15 protein-coding genes and 2 pseudogenes are annotated in these 22,476 nt (G+C 67.5%); 6 read left to right on the top strand and 11 right to left on the bottom strand.

Translation table 11 applies throughout. The annotated features are described in order from the left end of the window. Nucleotides 1-23: 23 nt before the first annotated feature. A pseudogene (locus tag ABLE92_RS23840) lies at nt 24-406 on the bottom strand (ferredoxin); the annotation flags it as partial. Between ABLE92_RS23840 and ABLE92_RS23835 the strand changes: the two are divergent. After that, a complete protein-coding gene (locus ABLE92_RS23835; protein WP_348807301.1) occupies nt 360-551 on the top strand; it encodes a hypothetical protein in 192 nt (63 codons plus the stop codon). The pseudogene ABLE92_RS23840 and the gene ABLE92_RS23835 sit on opposite strands and share 47 nt — an antisense overlap. On the opposite strand, the pseudogene ABLE92_RS23830 reads toward ABLE92_RS23835, so the two are convergent. Continuing rightward, nucleotides 527-757: pseudogene (locus tag ABLE92_RS23830) on the bottom strand (FAD/NAD(P)-binding protein); the annotation flags it as partial. The gene ABLE92_RS23835 and the pseudogene ABLE92_RS23830 overlap by 25 nt on opposite strands. Nucleotides 758-922: 165 nt before the next feature. On the opposite strand from ABLE92_RS23830, the gene ABLE92_RS23825 reads away from it, so the two are divergent. After that, nucleotides 923-1,711, top strand: coding sequence for a FadR/GntR family transcriptional regulator (locus tag ABLE92_RS23825; RefSeq protein ID WP_348807282.1), 789 nt, complete (start codon nt 923-925; stop codon nt 1,709-1,711). A gap of 381 nt (nt 1,712-2,092) precedes the next feature. Then, nucleotides 2,093-2,845: a FadR/GntR family transcriptional regulator gene (locus tag ABLE92_RS23820; RefSeq protein WP_348807281.1), complete on the top strand. Its 753-nt coding sequence runs from the start codon at nt 2,093-2,095 to the stop codon at nt 2,843-2,845. Nucleotides 2,846-2,888: 43 nt separating this feature from the next. Here the strand turns inward: ABLE92_RS23820 and ABLE92_RS23815 are convergent, their stop codons facing one another. Continuing rightward, nucleotides 2,889-3,941, bottom strand: a complete 1,053-nt coding sequence (locus ABLE92_RS23815) for an acyl-CoA dehydrogenase family protein (RefSeq protein WP_348807280.1) — start codon at nt 3,939-3,941, stop codon at nt 2,889-2,891. After that, nucleotides 3,938-5,107 (bottom strand): acyl-CoA dehydrogenase family protein, encoded by a 1,170-nt coding sequence (locus tag ABLE92_RS23810; protein ID WP_348807279.1) that lies wholly within the window; start codon nt 5,105-5,107, stop codon nt 3,938-3,940. The genes ABLE92_RS23815 and ABLE92_RS23810 overlap by 4 nt, the downstream gene beginning before the upstream one ends. A gap of 77 nt (nt 5,108-5,184) precedes the next feature. Here ABLE92_RS23810 and ABLE92_RS23805 point away from each other — a divergent pair, with 77 nt between their 5' ends. The 3 genes from ABLE92_RS23805 to ABLE92_RS23795 all read left to right on the top strand — a co-directional run bounded on the left by ABLE92_RS23805 (nt 5,185) and on the right by ABLE92_RS23795 (nt 9,230). Continuing rightward, complete coding sequence (locus tag ABLE92_RS23805; protein WP_348807278.1) at nt 5,185-7,500, top strand: class I adenylate-forming enzyme family protein; 2,316 nt, start codon at nt 5,185-5,187, stop codon at nt 7,498-7,500. Nucleotides 7,501-7,621: 121 nt separating this feature from the next. After that, complete coding sequence (locus tag ABLE92_RS23800) at nt 7,622-8,641, top strand: spirocyclase AveC family protein (protein WP_348807277.1); 1,020 nt, start codon at nt 7,622-7,624, stop codon at nt 8,639-8,641. Between the two features lie 31 nt (nt 8,642-8,672). Next, nucleotides 8,673-9,230, top strand: a complete 558-nt coding sequence (locus ABLE92_RS23795; protein WP_348807276.1) for a TetR/AcrR family transcriptional regulator — start codon at nt 8,673-8,675, stop codon at nt 9,228-9,230. 277 nt (nt 9,231-9,507) lie between these two features. Here ABLE92_RS23795 and ABLE92_RS23790 read toward each other — a convergent pair whose 3' ends face one another. From ABLE92_RS23790 to ABLE92_RS23760, 7 genes are all read right to left on the bottom strand, one after another. After that, on the bottom strand, nt 9,508-11,739 hold the full coding sequence (locus tag ABLE92_RS23790) for an HNH endonuclease signature motif containing protein (RefSeq protein ID WP_348807275.1): 2,232 nt from the start codon (nt 11,737-11,739) through the stop codon (nt 9,508-9,510). A 503-nt stretch (nt 11,740-12,242) separates the two neighbouring features. Next, nucleotides 12,243-13,001, bottom strand: a complete 759-nt coding sequence (locus ABLE92_RS23785; RefSeq protein WP_348807274.1) for a VIT1/CCC1 transporter family protein — start codon at nt 12,999-13,001, stop codon at nt 12,243-12,245. A gap of 113 nt (nt 13,002-13,114) precedes the next feature. Next, the gene (locus ABLE92_RS23780; protein WP_348807273.1) at nt 13,115-14,323 is read right to left on the bottom strand and encodes a DICT sensory domain-containing protein; all 1,209 of its coding nucleotides are present in this window, start codon (nt 14,321-14,323) and stop codon (nt 13,115-13,117) included. A gap of 119 nt (nt 14,324-14,442) precedes the next feature. Further along, on the bottom strand, nt 14,443-14,592 hold the full coding sequence (locus ABLE92_RS23775) for a hypothetical protein (RefSeq protein ID WP_348807272.1): 150 nt from the start codon (nt 14,590-14,592) through the stop codon (nt 14,443-14,445). 121 nt (nt 14,593-14,713) lie between these two features. Further along, nucleotides 14,714-15,259, bottom strand: coding sequence for a Dps family protein (locus ABLE92_RS23770; protein ID WP_348807271.1), 546 nt, complete (start codon nt 15,257-15,259; stop codon nt 14,714-14,716). 387 nt (nt 15,260-15,646) lie between these two features. Beyond that, nucleotides 15,647-18,904, bottom strand: coding sequence for an arabinosyltransferase domain-containing protein (locus ABLE92_RS23765; protein WP_348807297.1), 3,258 nt, complete (start codon nt 18,902-18,904; stop codon nt 15,647-15,649). Between the two features lie 118 nt (nt 18,905-19,022). After that, nucleotides 19,023-22,442 carry an arabinosyltransferase domain-containing protein gene (locus ABLE92_RS23760; RefSeq protein WP_496560842.1) on the bottom strand — a complete coding sequence of 1,140 codons (3,420 nt, stop codon included), beginning with the start codon at nt 22,440-22,442 and terminating at the stop codon, nt 19,023-19,025. Nucleotides 22,443-22,476: the final 34 nt, after the last annotated feature.

Genomic DNA, 22,476 nt, shown 5'->3' with positions numbered 1-22,476 from the left:
ACGCCGACGCTTCATCGGCTTGCCAGGGCAAGGAAATCGCTGTTGGGGTGGGCCGCTTGGGCGATGCCGCGCCGGCCGATGATGACGACCTCCTCGATCGCGGACTCCCGCAGCAGGTCGATGGCGTGGTCGGCCATGTCGCTGCGAGCCGGTCGTCGGGGTCCCAGACGAGAATGCGGGCGACGTCGAGGGCCACGTTTCCGTTGCCCACGACGACCGCCCGGCTGCCGAGAGGTCGTAGGTGTCCGCGGCGTGATCGGGATGTCCGTTGTACCACGCCACGAGATCGGTGGCGGCGATCGAACCGCGGAGTTCCTCGCCGGGATGCGCAGCGACCGTCGTGTGCGGCACCGACGGAGTTGACGACCGCGTCGTGGTGGGCGGACGACTCGTCGTGCGACACGTCCGCGCCGGCCTCGACACTGCCCACCTCGACACTGCCCACCTCGACACTGCCCACCTCGACACTGCCCACCTCGACACTGCCCACCTCGACACTGCCCACCTCGACACTGCCCACCTCGACACTGCCCACCTCGACACTGCGGTAGTACTCGAAGTTGCGTTTGTCGGCCACCGACGCGAATCCGGCCTCGACCCCCTTGGTGGCGGCGTGATCGGGGGCGACCCCGGCCCGGACCAATCCGTACGGGGGTCGGTAGCCGATCGAAGATATGCACCGTGATCTGGGAATGGCGGAAAAGTTCTCGGCCAGATAGAACCCGTCCGGACCGGCTCCCACGATGGCCACACGAACTAGATCAGTGTAATGATTTACATCATAACGTGTCAGGGCGTGGTGGCTCGGCAACATCGGGGTGATCCACCACGCCGATCGCGCCGGCCCGACCGCGTGTCGACGACGGTCGTGGCGTCGTGATCGGCCATCGAACACCACGTGCATCGACGTAAGGTGACCCTCGTGGACCCTGACCCCGAACACCGTGGCCTCGACCGTGCCGAGCAGCCATCAGCGTCGGTGCCCCGAGCCTCGGCGCGTATCGCAGACGAACTGCGCCGGCGCATCGTGTCCGGCCGGCTGGCCGCGGGGTTCCCGCTTCCGTCCGAACGTGAGCTGATCGAGGAGTTCGGGGTATCCCGGCCGACGCTGCGCGAGGCGTTGCGCGTGCTCGACTCGGAATCACTCATCGACATCAAACGGGGTTCGCACGGCGGTGCGGTGGTGAGCGTGCCGGGTGTGCACACCGCCGCCGGTTACCTCGGGGTCATTCTCGAGTATCGGCACGCGACGATCGACGATGTCTTCGGCGCCGCGTGCGTCCTCGAGGCGAACTGCGCGGCGATGCTGGCGCGCTCGCGCACGGAGGAGGATCTGACGTTGCTGCGTGCCGCGGTGGAGACCGAGCGGCAGCATCGTGACGACCCGGCCGCCCTGCTGGACGCGCAGAACGACTTCCACCGATTGCTGATCGACCTGGTCGGCAACACGACCCTGGCGGTCTTGATCGGTCAGTTACGGGAGGTCATCGACGCCGCCACCCGCAGCCAGCTCGTCGAATCGGCGCTGAGCGAGGAGCAGCGCCTGGTGGCCTCGGCCAAGGGCGTGCGCGCGCACGCCAAGCTGGTCGACCTGATTGAGCAGCGCGACGCCGATGGTGCCGCCCAACTCCGGCGCCGGCAGGTGAGCGCGACGGGTGCCTACCTGAAGGAATCCGGCGTCGGCGAATCGGTGCTCGACCTCCTCGGGTAGATCACCCCGCTCGCTCCGGAGTGTCCGAAAAATCACATCGACCTCCACGCGCATCTGTGCCAACGCATGCCGGTTCACCTGGAACTTGCCGATCTCCTATCCAAATGCCTTGCGGTCGTGCGCATGATCCGGTTGACAGATCGACGGCGCGACGCGCCTCGGCCACCGCGTGGATGGCGATCCCGAGTCGTTCGGCGGGCAGGTTGCGCATCAGGTGATAGACGCCGCGGTTCTCCTCACCGATCGGATTCTCCTTCGGGACACACGAGACCCCACCAAGTCCATTAGGTTAATACAGTAGATGATTAAACGTAAACCGTACATGCTGGAGACACTTGATTCTCCGGCCGACGGGTGGCCGCGCAGGTGAGGAGCTAGCGGATGACCAACGCCGCACGATCGTCGATAGTCAAGGTGCCCAAGGCGGCGGAGCTCGTCGCGATGGAATTGCGGCGCCGGATCGTGCAGGGTGACGTGCAACCCGGCGACCCGCTGCCCAGTGAGTCTGAACTGATGGCGGAGTTCGGCGTGTCGCGGCCCTCGCTGCGAGAGGCGTTTCGGATCCTCGAATCCGAGGCGATCATCACCGTGCTCCGAGGTGCGCGAGGCGGAGCCCGGGTCCTCGAACCGGACGGCGCGGTCGCGGCCCGGCACACCGGTGCGCTGCTGCAGTATCACGGAACGCCGCTGCGCGACGTCTATCAGGCCCGCACCGAACTCGAGGTCTCGGCGATCGGGCTCTACGGGAAACGGCCACGCAAGGCCGCGCTGGCGGCCCTGGACGAGATCGTCACCGAGGCCCAGTCCGCCGACGACGAGGCATCCTTCGCCGGAATCAGTGTGCGGTTTCACCGCGCGGTCGTCGAGAACGCCGGAAACGTGACCCTGGCGATGCTCGCCGACATGCTCTACCGAATACTGTCGGCGCACAACACCCAGTTCATCGCCGCACATCCGCCGGGATTCGAGCAGCAGGCCAACAGGTCTGCGGTCAAGGCATACGCCAAGCTGGTGGCACTGTTGCGGGCCGGCGATCTCGTCGGCGCCGAGGTGCATTGGCGCAAACACCTCGACGCCGTCGAACGCTTCATGGTGGGCGACTCCGAGGCGACACTGGTCGACGTGCTGTCCTGACCGGCAGTGCTGTCCTGACCGGCAGTGCCGTCCCGGCGGCGCCTCACGCCGACGGCGAGGAGATCTGCTCCCACAGCGGCGCCGGATTCGCCAGCACCATCGACCCGAGTTCGCGCTGCCATGCGCGCGCGGTGCCGAAGTCCCGGCCCCAGGCCTGGGCCCGACCGGAGAAGTGACGGAGCTGATGGTCGAGGGTGAAGCCGATCGCGCCGTGCGCCTGGTGCGTCTGGCGGGCGACCTGCGTGGCCGCCTTGCCCGCCTGGATCTTGGCCGCGGCGATCGCCATGACGGTCGACGGCGCGCCGAAGCCGTTCTCGGCGACCGCGCTGGTGGCCTGGTCGGCGGCGGTCCTGGCCATCGCGACGGCTCCCGCCGAGCGGGCGATGAGTTGCCCCACCGCCTGGAATCGGGCGAGCGGACGGCCGAACTGCTCGCGCGTCTGCACATGGTCGATCGCCAGGTCCAGGCAGCGTTGCACCGCGCCGGAGATCTGCCAGGAACGCACCAGCGCACCCCGCAGACGTACCTCGGGACGCATGTCGGTCGGCAGTGAGGTGACGGTGGCCGCGGCCGCGTCGAAGCTCACCCGGGCACGCTGCTCACCGCCGAGATCCGGGGTGGGGGTGGCCGAGATCGCCGAGGTCGCGATCTGCGCGAGGCCGCCCGGACCGACGACCAGCAGCCAGTCGCTGCTCTCGACGAACGGCACGGAGTCGACCTCGACGGTTCCCGACAGGTCGGAATCGGTGAGCGCCACCACCATCGAACCGGTGGGCACGTCGAGTCCCGTCGAGTACAGCAGCCACGCACCGAGCAGGTCGTTGTCGCCGAGCGCCCGCGGCAGCGCGTGGTAGCCGGCGCGTTCGGCGACGATGGCGGCGTCGGCCGGCCCGGCTCCGTTGCCGCCGCATTCCTCCGGGGTCGTCAGCAGCGTCAGACCGGACTCGTGCAGGCTGGTCCACTGGCTCTCCGTCGAGGTCAGCGCCGTGGTCTGGTCGTTGAGGTGGGGTCCGGTGATCGAGGTGAACAGGTCGTCGGCGAGTTCCCGCAGTGCGGCACGTTCCTCGGCGCTCGACGATGTGGTGGCGGTGGTCATCGCAATCCCAATCCCTTCGCGATCACCCCGCGAAGTATCTCGGTGGTTCCGCCGCGCAGGGTGAATCCCGGTGCGTGCAGCAGTCCTTCGGCTTCGAGCCGAGTCAACGGTGGCGCCGCCCACGACTGCTGATCGGTGGTGGCGAGGTCGGCGATCAGGTCGGCGCACACCGTCACCGCGTGCTGCTCGTATGTGGTGCCCAGATCCTTGACGAGGGCCGCCGCCGTATCGGCGGCCTGCCCGGCGGACAGGGTCTGGGCGATCGACATGGACAGCCCCCGCAGTGTCATCAGATCGGCGGCGAGTTCGCCGATGTCGGAGATCACCGCGGTGTCCTCGGGTGCGCTCCGCGCGGCGTCGACGGCCTGCTCGGTCAGCGGGTGCGAGGAGAGGAAGCGTTCGGGTCCGCTGCGTTCGAAACCGAGTTCGGAGGTGACCTGGGCCCAGCCGGCGCCGACGTCGCCGACCACCATGTCGTCGGGGACGAAGACGTTGTCGAGAACCACCTCGTTGAAGTGGTGGGCCCCGGTGAGCAGTCGGATCGGGCGGATGTCGATGCCCGCGGAGTCCAGCGGGATGAGGAACTGGCTCAGGCCGGCATGGCGATGTGCCGGATCGAGATCGTCGGTGCGCGCGAGCACGAAGAACGCCTCGCTGTGGTGGGCCCCCGACGTCCACACCTTGGTTCCGCTCACCTTCCACCCGCCGTCGACCCGGACCCCACGGGTACGCACGCTGGCCAGGTCCGAGCCGGACTCCGGCTCGCTCATCCCGATCGCGAAATGGCAGTCACCCGCGGCGATCCGGGACAGGTAACGGTCACGCTGGTCGGCCGAACCGTGCGTCAGCAGTGCCGGCGCCACCTGGCGGTCGGCCACCCAGTGGGCGGCCACCGGTGCCCCGGCGGCGAGCACCTCCTCGGTCACCACATACCGGTCGATGTGGGTCAGCCCGGCCCCGCCGTACTCGGTCGGGATCGTCATGCCGACCCAGCCCTGTTGTCCGAGGCGGTGACTGAACCCCGGATCCCACGAGGAGATCCACGAGTCGACGCGGGGTTCCCATCCGAAGGCCTCCCGGTCCGCGGACAGGAACTCACGCACCGCCATTCGGAGGTCATCGGTGGATGGCGGCAGCGGACGGACCTCGGGGACGATTGCGGCCATCTGCTCACCCTTCCTCTCCGGCGCGGCCGGAGATAAAAATTAAAACAATCTACCTAATTCAAGCATAAGATGGTCGGGTGGACGAGAGCGGTGGTGTGGTGGACGGGCCGGGGTGTCAGGGTACGCCCGCGGTGGTCGAGTTGTCCGACGGTGCGCCGCAGTGGAACTCCATCGCCGAGTGCCTGCTCGCCGGGGTCGGTGAACATCCCTCGCGCCCGCTATTGCGCTGGCTCGGCGACGATGGGCCGACGGAACTCTCCTGGTCCGACGCCGTGCGCCGCGCGTCGGCTCGTGGGGCCGCCGTGGCGGCGCGGGGCCCGGCCGGTGGCCGCGTGGTTGTCGCCATCGAGGATCGGGTCGAGTGGGTCCTCACCTTCCTGGGCTGTGCGCTGCACGGACTCGCGATCGCCCCGGTGCCGGCATCGGCCGCCGACGACGTGGTGGCGCAGCGGGCCCGCCAGATCGCCGCGGATCTGGTGATCACCGACGGCGATCGCGATCTCGGCGAGACGATCAGATGTGTCCCGGTGTCCGAGCTGCCGACGGGTTCGGTGCTCGCGCAGGAGGACCCGCACATCTCCCACGCCGGCCGGACACCGCAGACCCAGACACCGCAGACCCAGACACCGCAGACCCAGACACCGCAGACACCGGCGATCATCCAGTTCACCTCCGGCACCACCGGCGTACCGAAGGCGGCGGTGCTCTCGGCGCGTGCGGCCATCGGCAGCGCCGAGTTCTACGCGCGCGGCGCCGGCGGCACCGACGGTGCGGTGTTCTTCAATCCGCTTCCCCTCGACCACGTCGGTGGATCGGTCGCCGGCGTCCTCGGGGCGCTCTCGGCCGGTGGCACCTATCTCGTGGTGCCGCGCTTCGATCCGGCCATCGCCATCGAGGTCATCCGGCACCTGCGGCCGACGGTGGTGGGACTGGTGCCGACGATGATCATCGATCTGCTCGATCTGCTCGATCTGCTCGATCTGCTCGATCGCGACGATGTCGACGTCGCCGACTTCGCGTCGGTGGTCTCGGTGGTCGGCGGTGCCACCGCCGTCGATCCGTCGCTCATCGACGAGATCGAACGTCGCGCTGGCATCACCTTCCTGGTGCGATACGGGCAGAGCGAGGCGCCGTGTCTGGCGCTGAGCGCACGCGACGATCCCACCGAGGCGCGCACCCGGACACTGGGCCGGCCGCTGGGCGGACGGGACTTCTGCGTGCGCGACGCGCAGGGGCACATCGTGGCGGTCGGGGAGGTCGGTGAACTCCACGTACGCGGCCCGCTGGTCATATCTGACTACCTCGACGCCGACGGCCGGATCCGCCCGGTCGTCGACGAGCAGGGGTGGATGCCGACCGGGGATCTCTGTCTGCTCGACAGCCGTGGTCTGCTGCATTTCCGGGCCCGCCTGCGCGAGGTCATCATTCGCAGTGGAGAGAACATCTACCCGGCCGAGGTGGAACACGTCCTGACCACCATGCCGGGGGTGGCCGAGGCCGCGGTGTTCGCGATCGCCGACCGTCGGCTGGGGGAGGTGGTGCCGCCGCGGTGCGGCCCGAACCCGGTGTGGATCTCATCGCTTAATAATTTCGCTTTATGTGAGATCTGCGGAATGGAGCCCGGCGTGATGATGAGCACGAAAATTGCATCCCGAACGGGCAATCGCGGTGCTGCGGCCGACGATCACAAGGCCGACGATCACACGGCCGACGCTCACGCCGCAGATTCCGACGTCACGACGACCGACGGTCCCGCGGTGCGGTTGACCAAGTCGTCGGCACCCGACAAGGCGACGGAGCAGGTGGCAGAACAAGTGGCGACCGACGAGGGGTCGGTCGGCACGAAGGGGACGGCGTCGACGCCCGAGGCGGCCGCCAAGGTCTCCAGGGGACGTCGGGTGATCCGATGGATACGCCGGCATTGGGTGGCGACGGCGGCGGTTGCGCTGCTCATCCTCCTCGGCGCGGGTGCGGCGTATCAGTACTTCGGTGAGCTCCGACCGCAACAGCAGGCGGTGTCGGCACGCGCCGATGCCGCGGCCGCCGCATCGAGTGGAGCCGTGGCGATCCTGTCGTACAAGCACGGTTCCGTCGATCAGGACAACGCCGCCGCACAGAAACTGTTGACCGGCGAGTTCGGCGACTATTATCGCGATTTCACCGCCAACGTGGTGGCGCCGGCGGCGAAGGAGGAGGCGGTCGACACCACCGCGACGGTCGTCGGTACGGCCGTGCAGAGCTCCACACCCGACACTGCCACGGTCTTGCTGTTCATCAATCAGTCGACGGTGACCCGGGACAACGCCACTCCGTCGTTGAGTGCCAGCAGCGTGCGTGTCGATCTGGTCAAGCAGGACGGGCGGTGGCTGATCTCCAAGTTCGATCCGGTGTGAGCCCGGCGGGCATGCGCGCCACAATCAACTAACCTATTTCCCTGATTCGCCCACCGAGCGCCATACACCCCTGTATCTTTTCCGACATGCACCCCTGTATGTTCTCGGAGAGGAACAGCCGATGACCGCATCCGACCGTGTGACCATCCAGTCCGATCCCGCGACCCCACCGGGCGCCCACGACAGCCCGCCGGTCATCTGGCTGGCCCGCGTCGGTGCGCTGATCGTCGTCCTGCAGGCCTACATCTATCTGCGGTGGATCTTCTCCGACAACTTCGCCAACACCCCCGAGGGTGCCGATCCGGTGCCCACGTTCACCCTCGCGGTCATCCGGATCTCCGAGGTGATCTGCGTGGTCGGGATGATCGGATTCCTGATCTGGCTGGCCCGCCGCACACGCGCCGACGGCGAGTTCCCGACGATCGGCGTGTTCGTCACGGCGTGGCTGCTGGCCGCCTGGCAGGACGCCGGCGTCAACATGGTCAGGCCCGTATTCGCCTACAACAGCGCCTTTTTCGAGATGGGCAACTGGGGGCACTACATTCCCGGCTGGGGCGCCAAGGGCGCCGAGACCCCGCAGCCGATCCTCTACACCGTCGCCGACTACTTCCTGTTCCTGCCGTTGGCCGTCGTCGGCATCGACAAGATGGTGGTGGCGATGCGGAAGCGCTGGCCTCGGCTGAACAAGGCCGGGATCGTCGCGATCATGTTCCTGCTGTTCCTCGTCCTCGACACCGCCATCGAGCAGATCTTCCAGCGGATGGGGCTGTGGACCTATGTGCGAGTGAACCACAACTGGTCGATCTTCACCGGGACCCTGAATCAGTTCCCGCTGTATGAGGGCATCGTGTTCGGGGCGACGGTCAGCGTGCTGTCGATCTCGATCTACGTGTTCCGCCGCAGCGACGGGCACCTCATCTCCGACGCCGGCATCGACCGGGTGAACCTCGGCCGGCGATCGCGGCCGATCGTGCGAATCCTCGCCCTGACCACCGTCGTCAACGCGATCATGCTGGTGTTCAACCTGGGGTTCAACCTGGTCAACCAGCACGCCGACACCCAGCCGCCGTCCATCCCGAGCTACTTCCACGTCAACATGTGCGGCATGGCCGACAACCCGCCGTGCCCGATCCCGAAGTGACCACCGGACCCGGGCGAGAATAATGGCAGCCATGGTGCAGACCAGGATCACCGCGAACGACTACTTTGACGAGGCGATGGCGATCCTGGCCGAGTCGGGATTCCCCGACGTGTCGGCGGTGCAGATGTGCACCAGGCTCGGGGTGTCGCGCGGCTCGTTCTATCACCACTTCACCGGGTTCGACGATTTCCTGAGCCGATTCCTGCAGTACTGGTGCGAGCACTACAGCACCGAGTTGGTCAGCAAGTCGGTCGACGGTGGCGCCGACGGGGTGGCGTTGCGTCAGATGGATCTGGCCACCGGATTGCCGCATCGTGCCGAGGCGGCGCTGCGGGCCTGGGCGACCGTCGACCCGGTGGTGGCGGCCGCCCAGGCCCGCGTCGACGAGTTGCGCTACACCGCACTGGTGGCGTCGTTACGCGCGTCGGGACTGACGGAGGAGCGTGCCGCGACCTGCGCGGCGATCGCGTCGGCGATGTTGGCGGGGCTGCAGGTCACCGGGCGCGCCGACGATCCCGACGCCGCCCGCGCCATCTTCACCGAACTCGCGGTCGCCTTCGGTATCGGGATGGACGCTCAGGGTTCCTGAATCCTCGGGACAGGCTCGTCCCGTTGCTCGAGCCGTCCGTCCCGTTGGTCGAGCCGACCGTCCCGTTGGTCGAGCCGACCGTCCCGTTGGTCGAGCCGACCGTCCCGTTGGTCGAGCCGACCGTCCCGTTGGTCGAGCCGACCGTCCCGTTGGTCGAGCCGGTCCGGAGCGATAGCGGAGGACCGTGTCGAGACCCTCGTAAGGCAAGGCTGGAACTCCCCACCGCCACAACGTTTCTGTGGCAGTGCGGCTCGAACAGTCCGGTGGGCGGGCTGCTTCAGGAGGTGTCGAGCCGGTGGTGGAGCCGGGCGGCCAGGACACGTTCGATGCGGCTGTTGCGTGGGTTCATGCCGATGGCGGCGAGTTCCTCGAGCTCACGTTCCCGGTCGGCATCGCTGCTACGAATGCCGCCATCACGGATGCGGCGCTCGCGTGCCTGACTTTCAGTAGCCGTGTCGCGGACACGGACGCGGGTGCGTGAGGCACGATCCAGTCCGGCAACGGTGTCAGGGTCGTCGGGATCGTCGCTAAGAGGGACACCGTCTCCGTCGAAGATGACCAGGTCGATCTCCCCGGTGTTGGTGACACCAGGTTCGTCAGAGTGCCCGCCAGGCCCGTCCCGCTGGTCGGGTGGTCGGGGCTCGACCGGATCGGATTGGGCTGGGCCTGAATCGTATTCGTCGACGGCTGGTTCGGGCTGATCGCAGATGTTGGCATCGTGATCGTCATCCTGATCGACGCTGTCGCCGATGCTCGACGAGTCGGCGGCCGGAGCCTGATCGTCCCTCGAAACCCCACGATCGGAAGCGCTTTCGGCCTCGACGGTCGGTGCCGCGTCCTCGTGGTCGTGGCCAGCGTCGTAATCGGCCGGTTCGTCGATGTGGGTATCGACCGACTCGGCCTCACCATTTACGTCACCGTCAGCGGCTTCGGCTTCGGCTTCGATGCCAGCCGCTTCGGCATCGACGGTGCCGGCGTCAACCGCGTCGGAGTCTGCGGCTTCAGTTGCGCCGGAACCGCTATCAGCGTCGCTCGTGGTGAGGTCACCGTGGATCTGATCCCGGATCTGGTCGAGTTTCTGCTCGTAGAGTGCGGTGATGTCGGGGTGATCGTTGACGATCTTCGGGTTCTCGGGCATGCCGGGTGCGGCGTTGAGTTGCCACCAGCAGCGACCGGCCAGGGGTCCGTCTTCGTAGATGCCGGTGGTGTACTGGCCGGGGTTGGGGCCGACCATCCGGTTGTGCGGCCCGCACGCCGGGGCCAGGTCGGTGATGTCGGTTTTCCCGCCGTTGGCCCAGTCTTCTTTGGCGTGATGCATTTCCGAATGCGAGGCGGGTTGCCCGCAACCGGGGAAGGAGCACACTTCACCACCGGTGCGGGAGAACGACGCGATCCGCTGCTCGGTCGACGCCAACCGTCGGGCCCGCCCCAGATACAACGGGAGGTCGATGGCGTCGGAGAACACCGCCAGGAACTGCTGCACATCGTTGGGATCCTTGATGTCCCCCAACGCACTCAGCAAATCCGGAATAGGAATGGTGGATCCGGAGGCGGTGGTGGCATACCCGGCGCCGGCCAGGAGATCTTGCAGGAAGGTTTTGATGATCAACGCGACCGGCAGACCACGATGCGTTTTGCCGAGCACGCCTTCTTTCATCGCCGACACCAACAACACGTGCATGGCATCATGATTGCGTTGCGCCTGGGAACGGTCGTCACGTTTGACCGCCGCCGCCAACACATCGGGGTCAGCATCGCCGATGGCGCCGGTCGGCGATTCCGGATCGGCGAGATTATTCATCCCGGGTTTGGCCCAGGCGTCGAGCATGGTGTCCCACAGGGCACGGGTGATCGGCGGCAGGTGCCCGTTGAGTTTCGCCATCCCATCGACACGGGACTGGTTGATCCACAGGTTGCGGCGCTGTTGGCGTTCCTTCTCTTCCACCAACTGTCCGTCGGGGTCGAGGTGCGCCAGAATTCGGGCACCCATCTTGGTGATGTCGGCGGGGATGTGTTCGGTGGCTTTCTCCCCGAGGGTGGCTTCGGCGGCGACCTTCTTGTCATGCGGAACCGCATTCGGAATGTTGTCCAACGCTTCCAACGCCGCCGACAGGTGGGTATGACCGATCAAACCCTGCTCATACGCGGCCGACAGCGTCGGGAACTTCGGTTCCTCGGGTTGCCCGGTCAAACCGAGGAATCGGGCGGTGGCCTTCATGTGCGCGATGCGCATGGTGGGTTGCGCGATCCGCAGATCGTAGTTCAGAAAGTTCGACAGACTGACTTTGCCGACCTTGCGGTGCACACCACGATCAGAGATTTCCAGGATCGCCCGATCGCCTTGGAAGTGGGTGCGGGTCGCGATCTGTTCGGACAGTTTCGCCGCCTCCACCACCTCAAGGTCGGAGCAGGCGGTCATCGGAGTGTCGGCCAACTCGTCCAAGATCTCGGAGAGTTGATGCATCAGCTGCAGTGGTCGTGACATGGGACTGTCGGTGGTGTCTGTCATGCTGATGTCACCTCCCCCGAGAAGGCCGTTGTGGCTGTGTGTTCTATTATAGCCGTCTTCTACGTGAATCGCAAGGGTTTTCTATCCACAGGGTGTGGATGAGTGAATGTGGTTGGGGTGGGCGGGTTTCAGCGCTAGCTTGCGTGGTCTCGACACGACCTCCGCTAGCGCTCCGGTCGGCTCGACCGGCGGGGATGAGGGGCTCGACCGGCGGGGATGAGGGGCTCGACCGGCGGGGATGAGGGGCTCGACCGGCGGGGATGAGGGGCTCGACCGACGGGATGGGGTGTCGACGCGGTTCGTCGTCTAGGCGGAGCCCAACGCGGCGGCTATCGCCCCGCCCCGGCGAGATGGGTTCTGCCGGCGACAGATACAATACTCCCCGGGGCGCGAAGATCGAACGCGATTGCGGCAGTTCACTTCAGCGAGTTGACCCGGATCATTCCCACCGACATCGGCGGTGCAGTCCTCGCCGAGACCGGAGCGACCCGCGTCGGGTCTTCCTAGCCCACTGCGGTGCCGAGTGCTTTTCCGATCGCGAACGTCACGATCATCGCGATGGCGCCTCCGACGACGACCCGGCACATCGGCCGCCACGGCGATGAGCCGCCGAGGACGGCGCCGACGTAGCCGGTCAAGGCCAGGGCGACGATCACCGCTGCGAAGGTGATCGGCACCCGAACATTGATTGGCGGCAACAGGATCGCCAGCATCGGCAGCAGGGCGCCGGACAGGAACGACACCGCAGAGGACACCGCGGCCATCCACGGGTTGGTGAGTTCGTGGGGGTCGATGCCGAGTTCGATGTCGGCGTGGGCCTCGAACGCATCACGGTCGGTCAGTTCGGTCGCCACACGGCAGGCGGTGTCGTGGCTGAGGCCCTTGGCCTCGTACAAGCCCACCAGTTCCTCGAACTCGGCCTCGGGTTCCTCACGGAGTTCGCGGGTTTCCTTGGCCAGGAGTGCCTGTTCGGTGTCGCGTTGGGTGCTCACCGACACGTACTCGCCGAGTGCCATCGACACCGCGCCGGCGCAGAGGCCCGCGAGACCGGCGGTGAACACCGGACCGCGCTCGGTGGTGGCGGCGGCGACACCGACGACGATGCCCGCGGTGGAGACGATGCCGTCGTTGGCGCCGAGCACACCGGCACGTAGCCAGTTGAGACGATTCTTCAGTGAGCCGCCGGCGTGGGGTTCACCCGGATGCTGATGCGGCGGATCGGCATCGTCATGCTCGGCAGCAGTGTCCTCGACGTTGCGCATGACTCAACTCAAGCCCGAATTGTCGGGAGCCGCAAGTCAGGAAAGCCGAACCTAGCTGCAGTTTTGCCGCGATTTTCGTGTGTCTCGGATGGGCGAATCCATGGCGACCGCACTCACGCGAACCGCTGCAGGATGGAGTGCACCGCCTGGGTGACCGTCACCCGGTCGTAGCTCTGCACGAAATCGAAGGTGCGGTCGAGGTCCGCCGATCCGCAATGCTGATCGCGCGCCGACAGCAGAGCGGCGAAATGAGGCCCCAGCACCGCGACATTCCATTCCTCGACGAGGTCGTCGTCGGGTGCCAGCGGTGCGCGGTGCACGTTGCCGTCGCGGATGTCGACGAGGTCGACCCCGTAGACGCCGGCCAGTCCGGTGCGCATCGACATCGACCGCCATCGTGCCGCGGTTCGGTCGGTGAAGTGCCGGGCGTGCTGGAAGGTGCCGAGCACGATGGCCGCCCCACCGGCGGCGGCCTGTTCTTCCAACGCCTTGCTCATCTCGATCAGCAACCGTTTGCTGCCGCGGCGCGGGACGTGCAGGGCCGACGCGATGGCGTACGGGGTGGCGCCGTCCGGTGCCGGTGTCGACCACACCGGCAGATCCGGCAGCGGAACGATGGTCGCCGTTCCGAACACCGACGGCGACTCGACGGCGGGATACAGGCTGCCGGTGCCGTAGGACGCGCCCATCGTCATCGCGGTGATCCGCTTGGCCTCGTCGTCGACGCCGTCGGCGACGACCACCGCATGCGTGCGTTCGATGTGGGCGGCCAAGGTGTGTGCGATCCGCGCGCCGTCCGGATTGGCGTCGGCGGCAAGTAGCTCGGGCCCGGTGACGATGATGTCGGGTTCGATGAGCGACAGCAGTGTGGCGGCCTGATCGCTGGTGGTCAGGCCGTCGACACAGATCACCCGTCCCTCGCTGCGGGCTCGGGCGACCCGCGCGAGGGTGCGTTGCGGGCTGCGTTCGACGGCGTCGGGAAGCACGACCATGACGTGCCGCTCGAGGACGTCGAGAGTGTCGTCGTCGAGGCCGTCGACGAGTTCGAGATCGAGGTGGACGAGCAGCGGCAGGATCTTGGCCAGGGACTGTGCCTGCGGGGACGTCGCGAACTCGCGTTTGCGGTTGTCGAGGACGCGGTGCTGATCCATCAGCCGGGCCGCTCGCCGCAAGGCGCGGGAGGTGCCGACTCGTGTGCCGGTCGGGCCGCGCAGGGTGAGTTCGACCGCGGCGACGGCACCGTCGCTCAACCGGCACACCGGCGCGAATTGCATGTGGAGCTCCAGGTCATCGAAGAGAGTGAATCCACTTTCGACTGACATCTGTGCAGAATCGGGGGTCATCGCAGAACCACGTCCATCGGCCTTCCCTTGGCGCGCCGAGGCGCAACCGGATGGATGCAGCTGTTTCACATCCCCTTGTGAACGTCACATGAGGTGGCTCATAACCGTGACAGGGCAAACATGGTGCCTGCGGCCAGGGTAACAAGAAATGCGACGAGGGCGGCGGCGACCGTCACCGACCCGGTGAAGCCGATCGCCATCACGAAGACCCAGAGAATGACTGCGAGAAAGGCGGCGATCCACAGCACCCGGACTCCGCGGTCCGCGGGATCCGATGGTGCCGGAATCGGATCGACCTCGGCACCACCGGCGGCGGTGTGGTTCTCAACAGCGGGTTCGGGTGACATGTGTCCGACGTCGTGTCAGAGGTCAGGCGTTACGTGCAGCGGCGGCGGCACCGCTTTCGGTGGTCTGTCCCGCGGTGGCGAGTTCGCCGGTGTAGCTCTCCAGATGCGCCCGCACGAACCACTGGAACTTCTCCAGCTCGGCGGTCTGCCCGATGAGGATGTCCTCGGTGACCGGGTCGAGATCACCGGTCTTTGTGATGGCGTCACGATGGGAGGTGATGAAGCCGTCGTACACCACATCGAGCGCGCCGAGGTGCGCCTGCGCCGTGTCCCGACCGATCGAGTAGTCATCCCAGGAGCGGTCGACCTCAATGGCCTTGGCGGTGCCACGTGGCGACGCGCCGAGGGTGGCGATGCGTTCGGCGATGGTGTCGGCATATCCGCGGACCAGTTCGACCTGCGGGTCGATCATCTCGTGCACGCCGATGAAATTGGCGCCCACCACATTCCAGTGCACATGCTTGAGGGTGAGGTGCAGGTCGTTGAGCGCCGACAGACGCTCTTGCAGCAGAGTGGTGACCGTCGATGCGGCGTCGGAGTCAAGTCCGGGAGCGGTGAATGTGGTCATGACCCCACGCTACGAGTGCCGCCGACCGCCGCACACCCTCAGCGGCGCTGCGCAACGCAACCGAGACGGATGATCACGGTATGGTCACGACGCAAGCGCGCAAGCGATCCCGTCTCGCGGTGACAGCATTTGCCGTCACCAACGGTTCCACCGGTGAGTTCCGTGACATGTACTCGCGGTCGAGCAACAACCTCAAGGAGTTGCTCCTCGACAACAAGGGCGACCAGCAAGGGCACCGTCGTCGACGCCGCGGTCAAGTCGGTGACGCCGGATCGGGTGGCGGTGGCCGTGGATCGTCGAAGACGAACTGCAGCGGCTGCCGCAGAATGACGCGCCGGAGACGATCACCGAGACGATCCGGTTCCTGGAGTCCGATGCCGCGGCCGATCAGTACCCGCTGGATCGCATCGGTGCCGGATTGTAGAGCCCGGATCGCCGTGCCGTGCCGATCTCCAGGTCGGCCGGCGGCGCCGGATCGATCTCGGTGAACCGTTGCAGCCCACCCCAATCCCGGCCCCAGTTGTTGCGCAGATAGGTCGGCAGCAGCGTCGGCGTGAGCATCGCCTCGGTGATGCCGAGCGGCCCTCCGGCGGTACCGGCCATCCAGGTCTGACTGTTCTTCCGGGTGGCCTCGGCGTCGGGCATGATGCGCCACTTCGGTACCTGCAGAACGCCGTTGACGACCTTCATGGGCTGCTGGCAGGGGAACACCATCCCGGGCAGCCAGTCGATGAACACCGGATCGGTGCGTCCGACAACATCGTTCAGCGTTCCGAGGGTGCTGATCCGCGGGGGAGTGATCGCCACCCATTCGGCCGGGGCGCCCGCGGTGTCGACCACGTCGATACGTACGACGGTGGCGCCGGCGGGTGACTCGGCAAGGGGGAAGCGGAGATTGCGCCACGTGGGGGCCTCCCCGATGTCGATCGGCGACATCGTCCCGAGTGGGGTGACGCCGCCGTCGGGCCGGGTCCGTCCGAACTGGGCGATGACCTTCTGTCGCGGATGGACCACGCCGATCCCGTCGACGGCCTCCACGGAACCGGCGACCGCGACGGTCAGCAGCGGGGCGGTGTCCGAACGCGTCGGCATGGTGTACCACGAGGTGGTCAGATGACCTGTGCCGGTGGGTGATCCGTAGGTGCCGAGTACGGGTGTGGCGGCGGGGTTCAGAGCGAAGGGAAGCCGCACCGTCGATCCGTTGACCCCTCGCTGTCCCTGACCGCCCTCGGTACCGCCCTGTGCCGACTCGTCGGAGGACCCGGACTCATCGGCGCCCGCCCCGGATGCGGCACTGTTGGTGCCCGACGACGTCGTCGTCGTATCGGAGTCCTCGGTGGCGTCCACGCTGAGCTGGTCGGGAACCCCGTTGGGGGAGAACCCGCTCGGGGGTTGTCCGGACGGTGTGCCGGCGAGTGCTGCCGAGACGTCCGGCGCCGGCGCTCCGTCGACGGCGGCGGGGCGCAGCAGGCCGGCTGTCGGATCCGCCTCGACGAGAACGTCATTGGCCAGGCCGCAGGAGTTCCCGGTCAGCGCCCGCACATTGGAGTTGAGCCAGGAGAACGAGTCGCGTTGGACGTATGCGGCCTTGGCGAAGGTCACGACCATGAAGATCACCACGAATGCCGAGATGACCGGCAGGGGTGAGAACGTCAGCCTGGTGTACCAATGGTCGGCCCGGCCCGCACGGGTGGCCTCGTCGACGTAGTCGTCGCGGAAGTGGAACCACAATCCGACCAGTGCGGTGATCACCGCGAGGACGAGGAACACCGTGCCGAACTGGATTCCGGCCAGCGACGGCGGACGATCCCACCACGGGATGCCGTAACTGCCGACGAACCACCATCCGTTGGTGCCGGTGAACGAGATCCCGGTGACCGCGAGGACGGCCGCGGCGAAGAAGGTCCGATTGCGCCGGGATCGCAGGATGGCCGGTGCCATCATCGCTCCGGCCGCGGCGGCCAGGCCGCCGGCGATGCCGGCGTACACCCCGAAATGGTGGGTCCACTTGGTCGGGGTGAACGCGATGAAGAACATGGTGCCCAGGGTGACCGCGATGAGTCGCCAGATCGGTGCCCGTGCAACCCCGTTGGGATGTACCCGACGCAGCAGGCGGAGCAGGACCACGATGAGGCACAGGATCATCACCAGGATGCCGAAGCGCCGGGACAGCGTGCCGTCGGCGGTCGGCAGGATCAGGTAATAGTACCGCACCGGCTCCTCCCACCATTCCAGGGTCGGACCGACGGAGGTGGCCACCTGATTGCCGACGAGCAGCGGCATCAACGGCTGGTCGGCGAAGATCTGGAACAGCACCGCGGTACCGGCGGCCAGGATGGGCGCCAGCATCGGCAGCAGACCGTCGCGGCGGCGTCGGGTCACCAGGGTCTTGACGATGGGCCGCACACCCGCGAGAAGTGCTGCCACGGCCATCAATCCGCCCGGCGCCAACGCCAGGGTGAAGGCGGCGGTGACCACGGCGATCGCATAGGGCAGCAGGCGGCGGGTGGCGATGGCACGTTCGACACAGCACCAGGTGAGCAGGGCGCCGACCGCCTCGGCCGGCTCCGGGCGCAATCCGTTGTTGTACGGCAACCAGATCGCGAGGAACACGAACGCCGCCGACCACACCGCGGGCGTGCTGTGGCGGACGGCGCGACCCAGGCGAGGGATCACCTCGCGCGAGATGAGCCACCACCCCAGGAGTCCGAGCAGGAAGGCGGGCAACCGCATCCAGGGTGCGGCCAGGCTGACGTGGGTCATCGCCGAGATGACCTGGAAGTGCCATCCGAAGGGATCCTGCGGCACGCCGAAGTAGCGGAAGTAGTTGTCGGCGTATCCGGCGTCGCCGGCGATCCGGCCGACGACGAAGTTGTAGCCGTCGTCGGAGGTGTTGGCACCCATCAGCCACCAGAGGGCCAGGATGACGAACACCGCGACGTCGGGCGGCCGGATCGTCCACCAGCCCGACGGCAGGAACCGCTTGTGGCTGCGGCCATCCCGGCGGTCCAGCAGACCGAGCATCACCAGCGATGCGAGGGTCATCAGGATGCCGAGGACGATCGCCGTCACCTTCAGCGGGGTCGGTGTGCTCACGTAGCGGGTGTCGATGGTGGCGTGCGCCGACAGCCCGTCACGCGGCGTCTCGGCAGGCAGGTCGGTGTAGATGCCGACGATCTGCGGGCGCATCTGCTGGTCGGGCACCGTGAAACTCGACTGGGCGTCGTCGCCGGTGAGGACGGGCGCGTCCGACGCGCTGCCCGGTCCGGCCGCGAAACGCGCCGACACTCCCGACCCGTCGGCGTGAAAGAGGATGCGGCAGTCGGGATTGTCCTGGGCCGTGTCCCGGGGAGCCGAAAGGATCACGACGTCACGGTCGGTCACCACCAGCGCGTCGGCGGTGGCGCGGATGAACAGGGCGCGTGCCGCGGCGTCCTGCCCGCCCTCGGGCAGTGTCGAGAGCAGCACCCCACCGCTCGCGGGTAATGCGCGTGCCAGTGCACACGGCGCGGCGACGTCCATGTCGATCGGCACGAACGACACCAGCGGTGCACTCACATTGCCCACCGCGTCGCCCTGCGGCCACCGCAGTTCGGCGGTCGTCTGATTCACCGGCAACAGCGGGGTTCCGACGGCCAGCAGCATCCCGAGCAGACCGAAGACGACGGCGCCGATCCTGATCAGACGAGCATTGCCGGGTGACGGGGTTGGCGGGGGTTCGGTGGTCTGGGACACGGTGGTCTGGGGCTCGGTCGGCTGGGGATCAGTTGTCATCGGAGGACTCCACCCGGATCGTCGTCGGCCCGGACACGCGCAGTCCGGACCATCCCCATTGCGAGCGGCCGGTGGTGTTCACCTGTGCCGGTACGGCTTCGGGTTCCAGTGGCGTCAGCTTCTCCAGTGCACCCCAGGATCGATGCCAGTCGTCTTTCAGGTAGGTGGGCACCGCCTGTGCGGAGGTGGTGGCCTCCGACACCGCGAGCAGCCCACCGTCGTCGGCGTCCTGCCATGTCTTGGACTGCGAGTTGGCCGCGACGTAATCCGGCAGGATGCGCCACCGGGGTACCTGTGCCACACCGCCTGTCACCTGCAGCGGTTGCTGGCACGGGAAATGCGATGCGACGGTGAAGTCGATGAGTGCCGGCGCGGTCCCGACGACCCGCTGCAGGGTCTCCAGGCGCGGCGCCCGCGGCGGTGTGATGGCGAGGAACTGATCGGCGCCGAGATTGTTGTCCGACAACGACAATCGCATGACCGTCGCGGCCGGCGGGACCGCCGACATCGGCACCCGCAGGTTGCGCCACGGGCGGTTGATGATGGTCGGTCCGGCGTCGAGGGGTACGACGTCGGGGCCGATCTGCTCGAAACCACCCTGCTCGCCGCCGCCCGCACCGGGGCGACCGAACTGGACCACCAGCTTCTGACCGAATTGGTACACCCCGAACATGTCGACACTGGCCACCGATCCGGCCGCCGAGAACACCAGCAGCGGAGAGGACGCGCGGGCCGGGAGGTCATACCAGCCGGTGGTGAGGGTGGCCTGCCCCACGTACCCGTAGCTGCCCAGGACGGGCGTGGTCGCCGGATCGAGGCCATAGGGCAGGGCGACGGTCGATCCGTTGACGGTTTCGGGCCCGCGTCCACCGGTGGTGCCGGCCTCCAGTCCGCCGGAGACGACGAACGGCTGGGAAAACGGTGCGGCCACATTCATCTGGCCGGGGCGGGCGCTGCCGGACTTCGGTGACAGGTCGTCGGGAACCCCGTCGGGGCTGAAACCCGTTGACGTCACGCCACTGCCGGCACCCGCCAGCGCCGCCGAGGCCGACTCGCCGCCCGCCGGGACGAGCATGCCCGCGTTCGGGTCCGGTTCGACGAGCACGTCGTCGGCCAGCCCACAACTGTTGCCGCGCACCGTGTTCAGGTTCTCCCCGAGCACGGTGAACGCCGGATACCGGACCGCCGCGGCCTTGGCGAACACCAGGACCTCCGAGATCACCATCAGCGCGGCGATCACCGCGATCGGCGACGACGCGAGGAACAGGCGACGTTGATCCGACCGGCTGTCACCGCCGCCGTGGGCGAGACCCTTGTTGGTCACGTAGTCGAGCCGAAGGTGTTGCCACACAGCGACAATCGCGGCGACGACGGCCAGGATCAGGAAGATCGTCGACACTCCGACGCCGGCGACCACCGGGGCCCGGTCGAACCAGGAGATGCCGAATTCGTAGGCGAACGGCCAGGCATTCTTGCCCGCCATCGCCGCGGCGAGCGCGAAGAACAATGCGGACACGAAGACGGTCAGGTTGCGGGTGGAGCGTGCCGCCGACTGCGCGACGGCCACCGTCGCGCACGCCGCGATCCCCGCGCCGACACCCGCGAACACCCCGAATTGGATGGTCCACTTGGTCGGGGTGAAGGCGAACAGCAGCATGGTCACGCCGATGGTGCCGATCAGGCGCCACACCGGTCCGGGTGCGATGCCGCGAATGTGCCCACGCCGCAACATGACCGCGACGCAGACGATGAGTCCGGCCAACAAGAGCAGCAGCGGTACCCGTCGGGTGAGGGCGCCGTCCTTGGTCTCCACCGCGATGAAGTAGTACCGCAGGTACTCCTGATTCCACGAGATCACCGGACCGGTGAGATAGCGGATGCGCACCGCGTCGACGACCGAGGCCAACGACTGATCGCGGAAGACGACGACGAGGATCAACAGACCGGCCGCGACGATCGGCGCGACGAGGGCGGCCACGGATTGTCCGGCGGCGCGACGGGCGAGCACCACCCGCAGCAACGGCCGTGCCGCGACGACGAGGACGGCGACGCCGATGATGCCGTGCGGTGCCAAGGCGAGGGTGAAACCGGCGGCGATGGCGGCGGCCGCGGCCGGCAACAGGCGCCGCGTCGCGATCGCCCGCTCCGCCGCCCACCATGTCAGGAGCGACCCCACCACGATGATCGGCTCACTGCGCAGTCCGCTGCAGAACGGCAGCCAGAACGCGGTGAACACCGTCGCCGCGGCCCAGCACGCCCAGCCCTCCCACCGGCGCACCCGCGACAGGTTTCCGGCCACGGCCGGGCCCAGGCGGGGCAGCAACACCCGCGACAGCACGAACCACGAGACCAGCCCGGCGATCAGCGGCGGGATGTGCATCCAGAGCAGCGACGGCGACACGCCCGCCCAGTGCGCGAGGAAGGAGTAATACCAGTCGAACGGCGCCTCGGGGATGCCGTAGAAGCGGTAATAGTTCGCAAGGTACCCGAACGAGTCCGCGGTCCGCCCCATCGTCAGGATGTAACCGTCGTCGGGTGAACCGGCACCGAGGAACAACCACACGATCAGCGTCGCGGTGACGACGACGTCGGTGGGTCGCGGACACAGCACCGTCCACCAGGACCGTCCGGCGGTGATCCGGCGTCGATACCCGTGCTCGCGATCGAGCAGGAACAGCGCGATCAGCGAGATGATCACGCAGATCACCGCGAGGATCATCACGACGAGTTTGATCGTCGACGGCGAACTCGTGAACCGGCTGTCGATCTCGACGTGGGCACGCAGACCCTGGTCGACGGCCGCACTGATCTGCTGGGTGGGCAGTGCGGTGAACATGCCGTCCACCTGCGGGCGGGCATCGGCACCGAGATCGCCCGCCGACCGCACACCCTCGGGCTCGGCGCCCGCCGCGTCGACGAACCGGGCGCCGGTGCCCGTCGCCGACGAGGTGATCTGCACGTGCGAGCACCGCCCCAGAGCCGACCGCGGGGCACTCGCCGCCTGGGTGTTGCGGAAGGTCACCGACACCGCGTCGCGGCTCGCCGTCACGTACAGGGCCTTGTTCTTGCTGTCCGGCGCGGCGGTCGGCATCGTCGACAGGACGACCGCGCCGTCGGCGGGTGTCGCGCTCAGCAAGGTGCACGGAATCGAGATGTCCAATGACTGCGGGGTCTGCGCGATCAGCGGGGCCACCACGTCGGGTGAGGTGTCACCGGCGAGTTGTGCCTGCGGCCAGTCGAACGACGACTGTTTCACCGTCACCGGCAGCAGCGGGGTCAGCAGACACAGCAGTGCCCCGAGCACACCGGAGACGACGGCGATCACGCCGACCGGAACGCCGCGCCGAGCGTCCGCCGCCGACGCCTGCTGAGGTGATCCCGACGCGGGAGGCGGGGCTGTCGCGGGCACGATGATTGATGCTATGTGACGGAACTGAGAGGAA

It is taken from the genome of Gordonia oleivorans (assembly GCF_040044975.1).
GTDB lineage: Bacteria > Actinomycetota > Actinomycetes > Mycobacteriales > Mycobacteriaceae > Gordonia > Gordonia oleivorans.
The sequence above is the reverse complement of the archived record's forward strand: the minus strand, read 5'-3'. Positions and strand labels throughout refer to the sequence as shown.

Excerpts from the sequence above, each read along its gene's own strand:
- ABLE92_RS23780 (WP_348807273.1), bottom strand. The coding sequence starts at position 14,323 with ATGTCAGTCGAAAGTGGATTCACTCTCTTCGATGACCTGGAGCTCCAC.
- ABLE92_RS23785 (WP_348807274.1), bottom strand. The coding sequence starts at position 13,001 with ATGCGCAACGTCGAGGACACTGCTGCCGAGCATGACGATGCCGATCCG.
- ABLE92_RS23795 (WP_348807276.1), top strand. The coding sequence starts at position 8,673 with ATGGTGCAGACCAGGATCACCGCGAACGACTACTTTGACGAGGCGATG.
- ABLE92_RS23770 (WP_348807271.1), bottom strand. The coding sequence starts at position 15,259 with ATGACCACATTCACCGCTCCCGGACTTGACTCCGACGCCGCATCGACG.
- ABLE92_RS23800 (WP_348807277.1), top strand. The coding sequence starts at position 7,622 with ATGACCGCATCCGACCGTGTGACCATCCAGTCCGATCCCGCGACCCCA.
- ABLE92_RS23790 (WP_348807275.1), bottom strand. The coding sequence starts at position 11,739 with ATGACAGACACCACCGACAGTCCCATGTCACGACCACTGCAGCTGATG.
- ABLE92_RS23810 (WP_348807279.1), bottom strand. The coding sequence starts at position 5,107 with ATGGCCGCAATCGTCCCCGAGGTCCGTCCGCTGCCGCCATCCACCGAT.
- ABLE92_RS23815 (WP_348807280.1), bottom strand. The coding sequence starts at position 3,941 with ATGACCACCGCCACCACATCGTCGAGCGCCGAGGAACGTGCCGCACTG.
- ABLE92_RS23820 (WP_348807281.1), top strand. The coding sequence starts at position 2,093 with ATGACCAACGCCGCACGATCGTCGATAGTCAAGGTGCCCAAGGCGGCG.
- ABLE92_RS23765 (WP_348807297.1), bottom strand. The coding sequence starts at position 18,904 with ATGCTGCTGGCCGTCGGAACCCCGCTGTTGCCGGTGAATCAGACGACC.